Source organism: Streptomyces sp. 63XJN7_1_ISO-PGPR-S23-121 (genome assembly GCF_056173025.1).
On record NZ_CM149653.1, the window covers coordinates 3,390,547 to 3,404,800 of the forward strand.

General features: G+C 71.5%; 13 protein-coding genes and 3 pseudogenes. 5 read left to right on the forward strand and 11 right to left on the reverse strand.

Annotation, left to right across the window (positions count from 1 at the left end):
• Positions 1-204 precede the first annotated feature (204 nt).
• From AC0VYN_RS14790 to AC0VYN_RS14800, 3 genes are read right to left on the reverse strand one after another with little or no spacing between them, the layout of a single operon-like run.
• The gene (locus tag AC0VYN_RS14790; protein WP_475536390.1) at positions 205-1,008 is read right to left on the reverse strand and encodes an SDR family NAD(P)-dependent oxidoreductase; all 804 of its coding nucleotides are present in this window, start codon (positions 1,006-1,008) and stop codon (positions 205-207) included.
• The gene (locus AC0VYN_RS14795; protein WP_475536391.1) at positions 1,005-1,325 is read right to left on the reverse strand and encodes a transposase; all 321 of its coding nucleotides are present in this window, start codon (positions 1,323-1,325) and stop codon (positions 1,005-1,007) included. Before AC0VYN_RS14795 ends, AC0VYN_RS14790 begins: the two co-directional genes overlap by 4 nt.
• Positions 1,326-1,348: 23 nt before the next feature.
• Positions 1,349-2,275, reverse strand: coding sequence for an oxidoreductase (locus tag AC0VYN_RS14800; RefSeq protein WP_475536392.1), 927 nt, complete (start codon positions 2,273-2,275; stop codon positions 1,349-1,351).
• A 238-nt stretch (positions 2,276-2,513) separates the two neighbouring features.
• On the opposite strand from AC0VYN_RS14800, the gene AC0VYN_RS14805 reads away from it, so the two are divergent.
• Positions 2,514-3,188, forward strand: a complete 675-nt coding sequence (locus AC0VYN_RS14805) for a TetR/AcrR family transcriptional regulator (protein ID WP_475536393.1) — start codon at positions 2,514-2,516, stop codon at positions 3,186-3,188.
• A gap of 69 nt (positions 3,189-3,257) precedes the next feature.
• On the opposite strand, the gene AC0VYN_RS14810 is transcribed toward AC0VYN_RS14805, so the two are convergent.
• The 4 genes and pseudogenes from AC0VYN_RS14810 to AC0VYN_RS14825 all read right to left on the reverse strand — a co-directional run bounded on the left by AC0VYN_RS14810 (position 3,258) and on the right by AC0VYN_RS14825 (position 8,198).
• Positions 3,258-3,833, reverse strand: a complete 576-nt coding sequence (locus AC0VYN_RS14810) for an isochorismatase family protein (RefSeq protein ID WP_475536394.1) — start codon at positions 3,831-3,833, stop codon at positions 3,258-3,260.
• Positions 3,834-3,913: 80 nt separating this feature from the next.
• Positions 3,914-5,212: a YeeE/YedE family protein gene (locus AC0VYN_RS14815; protein ID WP_475536395.1), complete on the reverse strand. Its 1,299-nt coding sequence runs from the start codon at positions 5,210-5,212 to the stop codon at positions 3,914-3,916.
• Positions 5,213-5,569: 357 nt separating this feature from the next.
• Positions 5,570-6,604, reverse strand: coding sequence for a cytochrome d ubiquinol oxidase subunit II (locus tag AC0VYN_RS14820; protein WP_475536396.1), 1,035 nt, complete (start codon positions 6,602-6,604; stop codon positions 5,570-5,572).
• Positions 6,605-6,688: 84 nt separating this feature from the next.
• Positions 6,689-8,198: pseudogene (locus AC0VYN_RS14825) on the reverse strand (cytochrome ubiquinol oxidase subunit I).
• Positions 8,199-8,371: 173 nt separating this feature from the next.
• Here AC0VYN_RS14825 and AC0VYN_RS14830 point away from each other — a divergent pair.
• From AC0VYN_RS14830 to AC0VYN_RS14840, 3 genes are all read left to right on the forward strand, one after another.
• Entirely contained in the window at positions 8,372-8,803 is a 432-nt protein-coding gene (locus AC0VYN_RS14830) for an NfeD family protein (protein ID WP_475536397.1), read from the forward strand.
• A gap of 4 nt (positions 8,804-8,807) precedes the next feature.
• Positions 8,808-9,851 (forward strand): SPFH domain-containing protein, encoded by a 1,044-nt coding sequence (locus AC0VYN_RS14835; RefSeq protein ID WP_385470435.1) that lies wholly within the window; start codon positions 8,808-8,810, stop codon positions 9,849-9,851.
• 159 nt (positions 9,852-10,010) lie between these two features.
• Positions 10,011-10,970, forward strand: a complete 960-nt coding sequence (locus tag AC0VYN_RS14840; RefSeq protein WP_475536398.1) for an SDR family oxidoreductase — start codon at positions 10,011-10,013, stop codon at positions 10,968-10,970.
• A gap of 136 nt (positions 10,971-11,106) precedes the next feature.
• Here the strand turns inward: AC0VYN_RS14840 and AC0VYN_RS14845 are convergent, their stop codons facing one another.
• The 4 genes and pseudogenes from AC0VYN_RS14845 to AC0VYN_RS14860 all read right to left on the reverse strand — a co-directional run.
• On the reverse strand, positions 11,107-11,760 hold the full coding sequence (locus tag AC0VYN_RS14845) for a class I SAM-dependent methyltransferase (protein WP_475536399.1): 654 nt from the start codon (positions 11,758-11,760) through the stop codon (positions 11,107-11,109).
• Between the two features lie 96 nt (positions 11,761-11,856).
• On the reverse strand, positions 11,857-12,429 hold the full coding sequence (locus AC0VYN_RS14850; protein ID WP_475536400.1) for a DUF6328 family protein: 573 nt from the start codon (positions 12,427-12,429) through the stop codon (positions 11,857-11,859).
• Positions 12,430-12,522: 93 nt separating this feature from the next.
• Positions 12,523-12,975 (reverse strand): hypothetical protein, encoded by a 453-nt coding sequence (locus tag AC0VYN_RS14855; protein ID WP_385470443.1) that lies wholly within the window; start codon positions 12,973-12,975, stop codon positions 12,523-12,525.
• 108 nt (positions 12,976-13,083) lie between these two features.
• Positions 13,084-13,350 (reverse strand): annotated as a pseudogene (locus AC0VYN_RS14860) (TetR-like C-terminal domain-containing protein); the annotation flags it as partial.
• A gap of 2 nt (positions 13,351-13,352) precedes the next feature.
• Between AC0VYN_RS14860 and AC0VYN_RS14865 the strand changes: the two are divergent.
• A pseudogene (locus tag AC0VYN_RS14865) lies at positions 13,353-14,198 on the forward strand (zinc-binding dehydrogenase); the annotation flags it as partial.
• Positions 14,199-14,254: the final 56 nt, after the last annotated feature.

Consider the following 14,254-nt stretch of genomic DNA (forward strand, 5'->3'; position numbering starts at 1 on the left):
ACGCTCCGTCCGACATGCGCCCATCAGGGCCGCGCGGTCCGGGCCGGGCGCGACGGCGGAGTCGGAGCCGGGTTCCGCGGATGATCCTGGCTCGGTCCGAGCGCGCCTCAGCCCGTACCACCGGTGGCAGCTCCGCGTGGCGGTTCCTGGCCCACTCCCGATCGCCTGCGAAGGCCGCCCCGAAGAGCATCCGGCAGGCCCGGGTCAGCGTCCGAGCGGGCGCGCCGCCGTGCGGATCGCCAGTTCGGCCTCCGCCAGAGCGTCGATCAAAGCCGAATTCCCGAGTCCCGGTACGCACACCACCTCGCCGGCTTCCAACGCGGCCAGTGACGAGTCGACGACTCGATCGACGGGCATGCCTCCGTCCTCGTGCACGGACTCGTCCCGTCCCGGCACGGGCTCGTGACCACGCGACCGATGGAACTCGGTGGCGGTCAGCCCAGGGCACAGCACCTGAATCCGCAGCGGCGTGCCGGCGAGCTCGGCGGCAAGAGTGCGGGTGAAGGTGACCACGTAGCCCTTGGTGCCGCCGTACACCGCGCGTTCGGGCAGCGGATGCGGCGGCAACGCGCCCGCGAAGGCCAGCTGTGAAGCCACGTTGATCAGGGTGCCGCGCCCCCGTTCCAGCATGCCCGGGGCAGCGGCCCGCGCAAGTGCGGTGACTGCGAGGACGTTGACGGCCAGGACCTTCGTCATGAGCTCCGGTTCGAGGCCGGCGAACGGACCGTAGCCGTTGATCCCCGCGTTGTTGAGGAGGAACCCGATGTCGTCGTCGGCTGCCCGCCGTGCCACCCGTGCCAGGTCACCCGGCTCCGACAGGTCGGCGACGAGGGTCTCCACCGTGGTGCCCGTTGCCCTGCTCAGCCGCTGCGCCAGGTCGTCAAGCCGTTGCGCCCTTCTGGCCACGAGGACGGTGTCCCACCCCTGGGCGGCGAGTCGTCCGGCGTAGGCCGCGCCGATGCCGGAGGAGGCCCCCGTCACCAGGGCCGTGCCGTGTTGTGTGCTCACCGGTATGCCGCCTTCCCTGCCAACGGCCGCGGATGCTGCGGCCCGGACCGGGTACCCCGGACGAAAGCCTCATGCATGGACGAGACCACCCGTTGGACAGTCGCGATAGCGGGAGTGGACCGTCTGCCAGGGCCGTACCGTTCCGGCAGGTCACGCCAGGAGATCCCGGTCCGTGTCCTGCGGACCATGCCGCTGATCACCCGGCGGTCCTCCATCCGCGGCCGACCCGTCGCGGCCCGTGGAATGAGCGGAGCGAGTAACTCCCACCCCTCATCGGTGAGTTCATGACGGCGTACCGCGGCACCACGATCCACCATCCGGCGACCTGTGAAGACGGCCCTCAGATCGCGGCCCCGGCTTCGATGTCGAAGGGGACACCGGTGAGCTGTTCGCTCGCCGCCCACAGCCGCCTGCCCTCCGCGGGGTCGTCGGCGCCTGTGGGGAGCTTGGCGGGCTTGGGGGTGCCGGAGGTCTGGTCGCGTCCGGCGGGGCCGATGAACCGGCCCGACCGGACGTGCGGGCTGGTCGCCGCGTACAGGGAGGGCCAGGCGGCACCCTCGGCCGAGCCCATGAGAAGGCGTGCGGCGATCGGGGTCACCACGCGGCTCAGGGCACCGGTGCCGTGCTGCTGCAGATTGGTCATCGCCGACCCGGGGTGGACGACGAGCGCCTCGACGGGGCTGCTTGCAGTGCGGCGCGCGAGTTCGAGGGTGTAGACGATGTTGGCGCGCTTGGACTTGGCGTAGGCGCCCATGGCGCGGTAGCTCTTTTCGCTCATCAGGTCGTCCAGCCTGCCCATCGGCCACCGCGCCGCGATGGCGCTGACGGTGACCACGCGTGGTGCGGACGAGCGGCGCACGGCGGGCCAGACCTGGGCGTCGAAGGCGAAGTGGCCGAGGTGATTGGTGCCGACCGTCATCTCGAGGCCGTCGTGGGTGGTCCGCCGCTCGGGCAGGTTCATCACGCCGGCGTTGTTGAAGAGCAGGTCGACCGTCTCGGTCTCGGCGATGCGGGTGGCCGCGTCGCGGACGGAGGAGAGGTCGGAGAGGTCGAGCACGAGGGTGTCCGTATGGGCCTCGGGGTTCGCGGCGCGCACGGCCTCCACGGCCTGGTCCAGCTTGGTCTGGCTGCGGCCGGCCAGGATGACGCGGGCCCCGTGCCGGGCGAGCGCACGGGCGGTCTCGAGTCCGATCCCGCCGTTCCCGCCGGTGATCAGCGCCGTGCGGCCGGTCTGATCGGGGATGTCGTCGGGAGTCCAGTGGTTCACCGTTGTCACGCTCCTCGGATCTTTTGATCTTGTGCTCGGTCATGCGGCGCTCGGGCCTCGGCGAAGGCGGCTTCCGTGACGACTTGGGTGATGTCCAGGCGCATGCCGCTGAACGTCGGTCCTGGTGCGCAGCCCAAGACCTGCCTCCCTTTCAGACCGGCGGTCTGTTCGACTGGAGCCCCAACGTAGAAGACCACCGGTCTGATGTCAAAAGACCGGCAGTCTGTAACCTGGGGGCATGACGAACTTCCAGCGCGCGCGCAGTGAGGAGCAGCGTGAGATACGGCGCCGGGCCATCCTCGACACCACCGCCGCCATGCTCGAGGAGTTGCCCATCGGCGAGATCAGCCTGAACGAGCTGAGCCGCCGCGTCGGGCTGGCGAAGTCGAATGTGCTGCGCTACTTCGAATCGCGCGAGGCGATCCTGCTGGAGCTGCTCGACCGTGCGTGGCGGCAGTGGGTGGCCGACCTGCCCGCCCTTGTGCATGCCGGCATCGACCAGGACGCGCCGGTGAGCCGGCGTGCGGAGCAGTTCGCCGCCGTCATCGCGGGCTCCCTCGCCCGACGCCGGGTCCTGTGTGACCTGCTGAGCGCGCAGGCGGGCGTACTGGAACACAACGTTTCCCCGCAGGTGGCCGCCCGCTACAAGCGCGCGGCCGTGGCCAACGTTGCCGACATCGCGGCGTTGGCCCACCAGCGCCTTCCTGAGCTGGGCGACAGCGCTCCCCGGTTGACCGCAGCCATGATCATGACCGTCGGCGCCGTGTGGACACACGCACGGCCCTCCCCGGCGATGCTCGCCGCCTACGAAGCCGACCCCTCACTCACCGCGTTCAAGCTGGACTTCGTGACCACCCTGCAGGAGATGCTGGCCACGCTCACCGCGGGCACCATCGCCCGCGTCTCCGCCTGAGCCCGTCCGGGCAGGAGCCGTGGGCCGGGCCGCGATGGCCGGCGCGCGCCGGGCGGGGCATCTCGGTGATCAAGCAGGAGTGAACCTCCCCGCCCCCTCGGGGGCGGTGAAGTCCACGTCGGCGGCGGCCCGAACCCGGATACGGCGACCGGGCCGGCCGATCGTCCGGTAGATCGCGTTGTACTGGGCGATCGAGCGGTCCGCCGGGACGAGATCGGCGTCCGCCTCACCGCGCAGCGACGTGGTGTGTCCGTCGGCCACGACGACCAGGTCGTAGCCCCGGCTCAGTGCCTGCCGCGCCGTGGTGTCCACGCAGACCTCCGTGGCGAAGCCGGTCACGATCAGCTCGGTGACGCCGAGGGCCTTGAGCGTCCCGTCGGGACCGGTGTCCAGGAAGCTGTCGGGCGTCGTCTTGTCGACGACCGCCTCCCCCTCGCGGGGCGCCAGCTCCGGCACGACCCGCCACCCCTCGGTGCCGGGCACCAGCTCCTCGTCTCCCTGCCGCACCGTCACCACGGGCACGCCGGCGGCCCGGGCCCGCTCGCTCAGCGCCGCGATCGTGGCGACGGTCTCCGCTGCCCGGTGGGCGATGCCCATCAGCGCGTTCTGCATGTCGATGACGAGGACGGCGGAGGAGTGCGGCATGGGGCCACGCTAGTCGCTCGGGCCGCGGCCGGGAAACGGGCTGACCTGCCCTCCGTGAACAGCCCCGAACTCCGGACTTGTCAGCAGACGCCGTCGCCAGGCTTGGGGTTGCCCAGGCCGAACAACGGCCGCAGCCTGAGGCCCACCCAGGTGCCGGCCAGCGCGAAGGCGCCCCACAGCCAGCCGCTGAGGCTGCCCGACGCGATGCCCGCCAGGTAGGCGCCGATGTTGCAGCCGCCGGCCAGCCGGGCGCCGATGCCCATCAGCATGCCGCCGAGCACCGCCGCGAGCGCCGTGCGCCAGGGGATGCCCCGGTGCAGCGCCCAGGTGCCGCCGAGCGCGGCGGCGACGGCCGCGCCGATCATGATGCCGATGTCGGTGAGGCTGGTCTTGTCGGCGAGCACCGGACCGGCCAGCATCTCGGCGTTGCCAGGCTGCTGCCACCAGGTCCAGTTCTCCGGGTGACCGCCGAGCGCGCCCACCAGCTCCGAGCCCCACAGGCTGAAGGCACTGGTGACACCCCAGGCGCCGCCGGACACCAGCAGGACGCCCGCACCGAGCACTGCGAGTGCCAGGGCGCCGACGGCCAGGGGCCAGGAGCCGCGGACGGCCCGGACGGCGGCCCGGCGTGCCGAGGGGACGGCGCCCAGCGGCGGCGGGTTCCTGCGGGCCTGGATACGCCGGCTGACCAGCACGACGAGGAGCAGCGTGGCGATGGTCACGCCCCAGGAGCCGAACCAGCCGATGTGGTCGGACAGCACGACGGGATCCCAGGCCGGCAGGTCCTTCCACAGGTCGAACTGCCAGGCGGCCAGCGTGGCGCCGGCGACGAAGCCTCCGAGGGTGAGCACGATCGGCGTCTGTCCCGAGCCGACCGCGAAGAGGGTGCCCGAGGCGCAGGCGCCGCCGAGCTGCATGCCGATCGCGAACAGCGCGGAACCGGCGAACAGGCCAACGCCGATCGGTCCGGCGGACGGCGCGGGCTGGGAGCCGAACAGCCCGGTCTCCGTACCGATGAGCAGCGCGAACAGGGTGGCCGTCGTGCCGAGGAGCAGGGCGTGTGCCCGCAGCCCCGTCCCGTTGCCCACGGCGACCAGCTGCCGCCAGGCGGAAGTGAAGCCGAACCGGGAGTGGAAGAGGGCGACGCCCAGGCCGAGGCCGAGCAGGAGCAGTACGCCCGGCTTGGCGCCGTGCGCGGACCACACGTACGCGGTCAGGGCGACCGCGAGCAGGCCGGACACGACAAGCGGCGTCCGCCGCACCGGGGGCAGGGACGGCGCCTTCGGACGTTCCGAGGAGGTGGGCGAGGGAGCGAACAGAGGGGTGGTCGCGCGCGGCGGCGCGGCCGGGGACGACCCGGCAGGTGGTGCGGTGGTCACGGAAGATCTCCGAAGGTGGTGTGCACGGGGCGGCGGACGCTGGCGGACCGGCGGCGGGGATCACGCGGCCGGTCCGGAGACTCAGCGGGGACAGAGGCCGTCGTCGACGCACCACGCCGAGCAGGCGAAGAGCGCGAGACACAGCACTGGAGCCGAAGCATGCATGCGGACAAATATACGGAGGAAGGTGCTCCGGATGTCACGCCGTCTTGCCATACGGATGGCGGACGGCGCGGAGCCCCTGTCTGCCGGAGCGCGCCGGGGTCCGGGCGTCGCCGCCGCGGGGCCTCGTGCCGTGACCGGGGAGGGCCGGTCGCAGGGTGTCGGTCGCTGTGACGCCCGGCACACCGGACGACCTCAGTGGGAGCCAGGGGTCTCGGGGCGCGCCTCGGGCGGCGCGGCAGGGGTGCGCCGCTGGAAGGTCGCGTACAGCAGCCAGAGGGAAGGCACCAGGAGGACCGCTCCCACCGCCAGCGCGATCAGACAGGCGGAGAGGACCGCTCCGTCGGAGGCGGCCTGGGCGACCGTCGTACCGCCCACCAGCATGGCCGGGTACTGCGCCGCGCCCCAGGCCCACAGGATCGCGGCGACGGCCAGCGCCGCGGTGGGGCGTGCCAGTACGTAGCGTCTCCTGTGCAGCAGGGCGAGCCCGCTGAGACCGGCCACGGCGCTGAGGACGACCAGGGGCAGGCCGCGGTGGGTCAGTCCGTGGAAGAGGTACGGCGCATCGGCGTTCAGGACGGCGATGCCGGCGCACGCCACGACACCGCACGCCAGGCCGCTGATGATGCCGCGTCGGGCGAAGTCGGTGGCGAGAGCGGCCCGGCCCTCGCGGGCGGCGTCGGCGCACAGATACACCGCGGCGAGGTGGGCGCAGGTGAGTACGGCCAGGACGCCGCCGAGGACCGACGTGGGGTTGAGCCAGCTGGTGAGGACGTCGCCCTCGGCGAGGCCGGGCGGGACCCGCCCGGAGGCGACGCCGCCGGCCACGGTGCCGAGGAAGAACGGTGTGATCAGCGAGGAGAGGGCGAAGCAGGCGCCGAACAGACGCTGCTGCCACAGTTCCGTGCTGGCCTTGCGGAAGGCGAAGGCGGCTCCCCGGGCGATGATGCCCAGCGCTGCGAAGGTCAACGGCAGGTAGAGCGTGGACATCACGGCGGCGAAGACCGGTGAGAAGGCCGACCACAGCAGCACGACCACGAAGATCAGCCAGACGTGGTTGGCCTCCCACACCGGACCGATGCTGTGCTCGACCAGCCGGCGCCGGTCTCGTCCTCGTCGGGCTCCGCCGGCGAGGAGGTCCCACACGCCTGCGCCGAAGTCGGCACCGCCGAAGACGGCGTAGCAGGTGAGACCCACCCACATGACAGCGAGTGCCGTGTCTGCGAGCACGGTGACCTCCAGTGGTGGCCGGGAAAACGGGGCGCGAATCGGTTCGGGCCGGACGACGGCGACGGATGACGGGAGCTCTCGCGGTCACACGACGGGGTAGCGTTCGACGTCCTCTTCCTGCGGCGCCAGCGGCACGGCCGTGCGCGTTGCCAGACGGCGCAGGACGTACACCGTGGCGACGGTCATGGCGGCGTAGACGATCAGCACCAGCCACAGGCCGGTCATCAGCCCGGGCGCCGGATTGACGGCATCCCGCACACTCATGATCCCCCAGACGATCCACGGCTGGCGTCCGAGTTCGGTGACGCACCAGCCGCTCTCCAACGCGACCACCGAAGCCGGACCGGCGATCGCGGCCCCCCACAGGAACAGACGCGATCCGCGCCGGTCGAGCAGTTCACCGCTCCCGCGTCGGCCACGCCACCACGAGAACAGCAGCCAGGCCCCCAGGAGCAACAGGAAGAAGCCGACGGCCACCATCAGGTCGAACGCCCAGTGCACCGCTGTCACCGCGGGCCACTGACCGCGCGGAACCTTGTCCAGACCCTGGACGACAGTGCTGGGGCGGTATCCGACCAGCAGGGAGAGTCCGTTCGGGATCTCCAGCCCGTAGCGCAGGGCGTCGTCGCGGGCGATGCCTCCGAGGGTCAGGGGCACGTGGGACCCGGTGGTGTACACGCCTTCCATGGCGGCCAGCTTCGTGGGCTGGAACTCGGCCAGGAACCGTGCGGCCCAGTCGCCGACGACGATCTGGAAAGGGGTCACCACCGCTCCCAGAGTGAACGGGATGAAGAAACCCGCCTTGTGATAGGCGTCCCTGCGGCCCCGCAGCATGGCGACCGCATAGACCGCCGCGGTCAGGAATGACGCCACCATGAAGGCCGCCAGGATCATGTGCACGGTCTGGGGCGGGCTCGCGGGGTTGAGCATGGCGGCCCAGGGAGCCACGTCGACGACTTTCCCGTCCCGCAGCGTGAATCCGCGGGGCTGGTTCATCCATGCGTTCGCGCAGACGACGAAGAACGCCGAGGCCACGCCCGCCACCACGATCGGCAAGCCGATGAGCAGGTGCCGCCTGGGCGGCATCCGGTCCCAGGCGTAGAGGTAGATGCCCAGAAAGATCGCCTCGATGAAGAACGCGATGCCCTCCAGCGCGAACGGCAAGCCGATGACCTGCCCGTACGTGCCCATCAGGCCCGGCCACAACAGCCTCAAAGCTGAGGATGGTGCCGGAAACGGCGCCCACCGCGAACAGGACCCCCATTCCACGGGCCCATCGGCGTGCCAGCAGGCGGTGCGCCGGATCACCTGTGCGGATTCCGTACCATTCGGCGATGAGTGTGAGGGCGGGCAGCCCCACGCCGAGGCAGGCCACGATGATGTGCCAGGCCAGTGAGAAGCCCATCTGTGCCCGGGCCGCGGCCAGATCGCCGTCTGTCACCCCGTCCGCCGCCATCGCGGCGAACGACCGGACGCCGGAGGCGAGACGATCGAGCACGGGCACGAATACTCCCCGGAACGGTATCGAGCAAGGTCCTTTTGGCTGACTTTCCGGACATGACCGTATCGCCCGCGGGAGAGGGAGGACCGGCATCGCCACGCTCGGCGGCCACCGATTCCCATGGGACTACGGCCTGCCCTCCTCCAGCCAACAGGAGCATGCTGGTCGGGACAGGTAAAATAACGACATCGCGTCCGTCCGGTCGGTCGAAGGACTGAACGGCGTGATCCGACCTCTTCACCTGGATCGGTGAGAAGAGGTGCGTCATGGACCCATGGCTTGTCTGGTTGATCATTGCGGCGGTTCTTGCCGTGGCGGAGATATTCACGCTCACCGCCGCGCTCGGCATGCTGAGCGTGGCCGCAGTGGTCACGGCCGGAGGGGCCGCCATCGGTCTGCCGGTGCCGTTGCAGTTCTTGGTGTACGCCGTCGTCGCCACGATCACCGTGCTGTTCGTGCGGCCGATCGCGTTGCGCCACGTGCTGCAGCCCCAAGTGGCACGATTCGGCATCGACGCGCTGGTCGGCAAGGCCGCCTACGTCACCTCGGAGGTCACGGCCACGGGCGGCAGGATCCGCATCGACGGAGAGGAGTGGACGGCCCGCCCCTATGACGAGACGCTGGTTATCGCCACCGGAGCGACCGTCGACGTCATACAGATCAGCGGCACCACCGCATTCGTCTACCCACGGGACTGAAGCCATGGAGCTGTCCGCGTCCCTCATCGCCGGCCTGATCGTCGCGCTCATCGCAATCTTCACCGTGGTGCGGGCGGTGCGCATCGTGCCCCAGGCACGCGCTCGCAACGTCGAGCGACTCGGCCGCTACCACCGCACGCTGACTCCCGGACTGAGCCTCGTCATCCCCTTCATCGACCGAGTACATCCGCTGATCGATCTGCGCGAACAGGTCGTCTCGTTCAAACCGCAACCGGTCATCACCGAGGACAACCTCGTCGTCGAGATCGACACGGTCCTGTACTTCCAGGTCACCGACCCGCGAGCGGCCTTCTACGAGATCGCCAGCTTCCTCCAGGCCGTCGAGCAGCTCACCGTCACCACGTTGCGCAATGTCGTGGGGTCAATGGACTTGGAGAAGACGCTCACCTCACGGGACACCATCAACAGTCAGCTCCGCGGCGTACTGGACGAGGCCACAGGCAAGTGGGGGCTGCGGGTGAACCGAGTGGAGATCAAGGCCATCGATCCGCCGCAGTCCATCAAGGACGCGATGCAGAAGCAGATGCGGGCCGAACGGGACAAGCGCGCGGCGATCCTTGGGGCGGAAGGCCAGCGCCAGTCGCAGATCCTCACCGCCGAGGGGGACAAGCAGGCTGCCGTCCTGCGCGCGGAGGGGAACCGGACCGCGGCCATTCTGCAGGCCGAGGGCCAGTCCCGGGCCGTCGACGAGGTGTTCCAGGCGGTGCACCGCAACGACCCCGACCCCAAACTCCTCGCCTACCAGTACCTCCAGGCGTTGCCCCAGCTCGCGCAAGGCCAGGGGAACAACTTCTGGGTCATCCCCAGCGAGATCACCTCTGCCCTTCAGGGCGTGTCCCGAGCCTTCAGCGAGGTGCTGCCCCCGTCACCGGCAACCCGTGAGAAGCCATCGGGTGACGACATGGCCGCGCAGGCCGCCAGTGACACGGCGCAGGCGGCGGAAGCCGCCGCGGAGGCCCTGGCGGACGCCGCCAAGGCGGACGGCGTCCCCCCGACCGAGCCCCTACCGCCCCAGTCGCCACGTTGACGGCGGACCCCTACTGTCGCGCGGCCATCGTCACCACGGACGCCGGCCTCGGTGTCCTGCACAACGCCGACCCGCCCGTCGAGGGCGACACCACCACCGCTGCGCACTCGCGAGGAAATGGCGACGCAGGTTGTCGTGTTTACCGTGCACGGTGGTCGCATGAACCAGGACACGACCCCCCAGCACACCACCGGCGAGGCTCCGCTGACCGGCCGGATCGCTCTCGTCGCCGGGGCCACACGCGGCGCCGGACGCGCGCTCGCCGTCGAACTCGGCCGGCTCGGCGCGACGGTCTACGTCACCGGCCGCACCACCCGTACGCGCGCCAGCGAGGTCGGCCGGACCACGGAGACCATCGAGGAGACCGGCGAACTGGTGACTGCGGCCGGCGGCACCGGCATCGCGGTGCCCACCGACCACCTCGACGAGGACCAGGTACGCGCCCTTGTCGGACGCATCGAACGCGAGCAGGAACGACTGGACATCCTCGTCAACGACCTGTGGGGCGGCGAACACCTCCTCGTCGAGTCCGTGTTCGGCAAGAAGACCTGGGAGACACCCCTCGCCGACGGCCTGCGCATCCTGGAACTCGGAGTCCGTTCCCACGTGATCACCGCGGCGCTGGCCCTCCCGCTCCTGGTGCGCTCCGACGCCCCGCTCCACGTCGAGGTCACCGACGGCACGGCGGCCTCCAACCGCCGCTACCGCGAGAACCTCTTCTACGACCTCGCCAAGAACGCACCGATCCGGATCGCCTTCGGCTTGGGGGAGGAGCTGGCGGAGTACGGGGGTATGGCCGTCGCCGTCACACCGGGCTTCATGCGCTCGGAACAGATGCTCGCCCACTTCGGTGTGAGCGAGGAGAACTGGCGCGACGCCGTCGCCCAGGAACCGGCCTTCGCCATCGCCGAGTCACCGCACTACCTCGCCCGCGCGGTCGCCGCGCTCGCCGCGGACCCGGACCGGGCGGCCCGCTGGAACAAGAAGTCCGCCTCCAGCGCGGACCTCGCCAAGGCCTACGGCGTACGCGACGTGGACGGCAGCCGCCCCGACGCCTGGGCGTACTTCGAGGACACGCGGTACGGCGGGAAGGACGGCTCGGCGGACGACTACCGCTGACGCGCGCGGCCCTTCCCCGACCGGCGATGCGGCGCCTTGCCTCGGCGGCAGGAGCGGCAGCACAGGTCTCCATGGACACCTGGGCTGCGCAGGCGCAGCAGCACCGGTGCGCCCAGGGGCCGCGGGTGGCGGTGGCTCAGGCGCCGGTCGTCGCGGGCCGGCGCCGGCAGTGCAGGAAGAGATGGGGTTCGGGCCCGGCCTCCGGGTGGGCCGGGGTGAACAGCAGCTCCTCCCGCTCCAGGACCTCCAGACCCGCGCCCTCGGCCACGGCGACGAGGCCCGGCGCGGTGAAGCTGGTCACGCGCACGGGCTGTCCCATGAAGGTGGCGTCGACGCCCTCCACGTCCAGCGGAACGGTGGCCAGGACCATGTGCCCCGCCGGGGCCAGCGCCCGGGCGAGGCGCCGGACCACGTCCGTCTGCTCGCGCCGGTCCAGCTGGAGCAGCGCGAAGTATACGCAGACCGCGTCGAAGGAGCCGTCCGCGAGCGGCACGTCACGGATGTCGGCGCACCGGAAGGAGGCGGCCGGCACCTGCCGGGCCGCCAGCTCCACCATGACGGGGGAGATGTCGACGCCCTCGACCCGGTGACCGGCGCCCGCGAGGGTCTCGGCCGTGGGGCGCCCGGTCCCGCTGCCCACGTCCAGCACCCGGCTGCCCGGCGCGAGCCGCCCGAGCAGCCACTCCAGCGAGCGGCGGTGCGCGGGCGCCCCGGCGAACGCCTTCTCGTAGTCGGCGCCCAGCGCGTCGAACACGGCGGCGGCCCGCGGCCGTTGCTGTCCGTCGGTCACGAGGGTCCCTTCGCTGGGTGAGCCGGTGCCGGCCTCATCCTCCACCGGGGGGACGGCCCCGACAAGGGCCCCTCCGTGACGCGGCCGTCGACCGTGTCACGCGTCCTCGGTGGAGCGGGAGCGGCGGCCGGCGCGGTGGCGCAGGCGCAGGGGCAGCGCGTACCAGCACAGGCCGAACCACAGCATGACCGTGCCCACGAGTATTTCGGCGAGGACGCCCGGGACCACGAACCGGAGGATCAGCAGGAGGGTGCAGCCGATGGTCAGGGCGAGGAGGACCATGCCGCACATCATCAGGCGGCCGGCGGCCTCCACGACCTCGTCCTTCATGCGCTGACCGGACAGGAAGCGGTGTATGGAGACGGGGGCTATGAGCGACGCGGTGGCCGCCGCGCCGAGCACCACGGTGATGACGTAGATGCTGCGGTCCAGCGTCTCCAGCTGCCTGAAGGTGGGGGTGAAGGCGACACTGAGCAGGAACCCGAAGAGGATCTGCACGCCTGTCTGGGTGACCCGGGTTTCCTGAAGTATCTCGTTCCAGCGGCGGTTGACCCGTTCACGCGGGGTCTCCGGGTCTTCGGCCCCGGAGCCGAGCCCGTGGCTGTGGGCGTGTCCGCAGCACGCGGCGTCCTTTCCCGTCGGATCGGCCGGCTGCTCAGTCGTCGTCATGGCGTCCTCCAAGCTCCAGGCGAACCGTTTGCCCGCCCTGGACGCCTCCATGCCGTCGCGTGACACGTGACGGGGCGCCGGCCGTTCCGGTGGTCAGTGCAGTGCCTGGTACACCGACGCCGTGGTGAAGCCGTACACGACGTGCGGCACGATGTCCGACACCCAGGACGTACGGTCCCACTGCTTCGGGTCCGTCACGCCGAGCGCGGTGGCCGGCACGTCGCTGCCCACCATGGCCACGGCACCGAGCAAGGGCCCGGCCACCCAGTCCGGCAGCGGTCCGCGCCGGCGGCACAGGACCCCGTAGACGGCGCCGACCCCGAGGCCGGTGGCGTAGCCGAGCAGGGCGCCGACGGCCTGTTCGCGGTGGGGCTTGGTCTCCTCGTCGCCGAGCACCAGCCCGACGCGGTCGGCGACGCGGTCCGCGACCTCGGCCGGCATGTCGCTGGAGCCCCGGCCGCGCAGCAGCATGTCGCCGTACGTGGTGAGGTTCAGCGCGACGGTCCCCGCCGCGCCGGCGACCAGGCCCTTGATCAGTGACTGCATCCCGGAACTCCCTCGACAGGGGCGCGGTGGCGCACGACGGTCACGACGGGCCCCGGGTTCCCCTCTCGCAGCCGGCTAACAGAACCGCGGGTCCGTGCGGTCCCGTCGTCATGCCGGACGGGGGCGGGCCCCCTCCAGGGCCAGGTCCACCAGCCCCCGCACGAGCGCCTCGTCCAGCGGAGCCCGGCTGAGCAGCACCCGGAAGAACAACGGGCCGCTCAGGGCCTCGATCAGCAGGCCCGGATCGGTGTCCGCCGCCAGCTCGCCGCGCTCGACGCCGCGCCGGACCATCACGACGGCCCGGTCGAGGCGGTCGCTCCAGTAGGGCCGGCGGCGGTCGTCGAGCGTCTCGTCGTGCTCCACACCGATCCGGACTCCTCCGGGGCGACACGGTCACCCTCGGCCACGAGGTCTCCGGCACGATCGCCGAGACCGGCGAGGGTGTGACCACCTGGTCGCCCGGTGAGCGGGTCGTGCTGTACGCCGGCGAGGTCCGCGACGGCGTCACCTGCACCCGGGGCGTCGACTACGACGGCGGCTGGGCCGAGTACGCGCTGTCCGCCGAGACCGCCCTGACCCCGCTGCCCGACGCGATCCCCTTCGACCAGGGCGCGATCATCCCCGACGCCGTGTCCACCCCGTGGGGCGCGATCACCGAGACCGGTGGCGTCCGTCCCGCCGAGGCGGTCGGCGTGTGGGGCGTCGGCGGACTCGGTGTGCACGCCGTGCAGCTGCTGCGCGCGGTCGGCGCCTGCCCGGTCGTCGCCGTCGACCCCAATCCGGTGGCGCGCGAGCGTGCCCCGTCCGCCGGGGCCGACCTCGCCCTGGACTCCGCCGGCCCCGGGCTGCGCGAGGCCGTCGCGGCGGTGACCGGCGGGGCGGGGCTCGCCGCCGCCTTCGACTTCGCGGGCGTGCCCGCCGTGCGCGAGCAGGCGCTCTCCGTCCTCGCGCCCAAGGGCCGGCTGGTGCTGGTGGGCCTGACCGACAAGCCGCTCAGCGTCGTGGACGGCACCCGCTTCAGCTACCTCCAGCAGCGGATCCTCGGCCACTACGGTTCCGGCATGCCGGTGGCCCTGCCCCAGCTGCTGCGGCTGATCCGGGGCGGACGGCTGGACTTCCCCGCGTCCATCAGCGGGGTGCTGCCGCTGGCCGAGGCCGCCGAGGCGGTCGCCCGGCTGGAGAAGAAGGAGGGCAACCCGATCCGGCTGATCCTGCGCCCGTGAGGTGAGGGATTCCTGAGAATCCACGAGGCGTTTGAACACCCGCGCCCCCGACTCCG

What these genes read in the sequence shown, in the direction of transcription:
- AC0VYN_RS14795 (WP_475536391.1), bottom strand. Translation starts at nt 1,325, where the DNA reads ATGGTGGATCGTGGTGCCGCGGTACGCCGTCATGAACTCACCGATGAG.
- AC0VYN_RS14805 (WP_475536393.1), top strand. Translation starts at nt 2,514, where the DNA reads ATGACGAACTTCCAGCGCGCGCGCAGTGAGGAGCAGCGTGAGATACGG.
- AC0VYN_RS14810 (WP_475536394.1), bottom strand. Translation starts at nt 3,833, where the DNA reads ATGCCGCACTCCTCCGCCGTCCTCGTCATCGACATGCAGAACGCGCTG.
- AC0VYN_RS14830 (WP_475536397.1), top strand. Translation starts at nt 8,372, where the DNA reads ATGGACCCATGGCTTGTCTGGTTGATCATTGCGGCGGTTCTTGCCGTG.
- AC0VYN_RS14835 (WP_385470435.1), top strand. Translation starts at nt 8,808, where the DNA reads ATGGAGCTGTCCGCGTCCCTCATCGCCGGCCTGATCGTCGCGCTCATC.
- AC0VYN_RS14840 (WP_475536398.1), top strand. Translation starts at nt 10,011, where the DNA reads ATGAACCAGGACACGACCCCCCAGCACACCACCGGCGAGGCTCCGCTG.
- AC0VYN_RS14850 (WP_475536400.1), bottom strand. Translation starts at nt 12,429, where the DNA reads ATGACGACGACTGAGCAGCCGGCCGATCCGACGGGAAAGGACGCCGCG.
- AC0VYN_RS14855 (WP_385470443.1), bottom strand. Translation starts at nt 12,975, where the DNA reads ATGCAGTCACTGATCAAGGGCCTGGTCGCCGGCGCGGCGGGGACCGTC.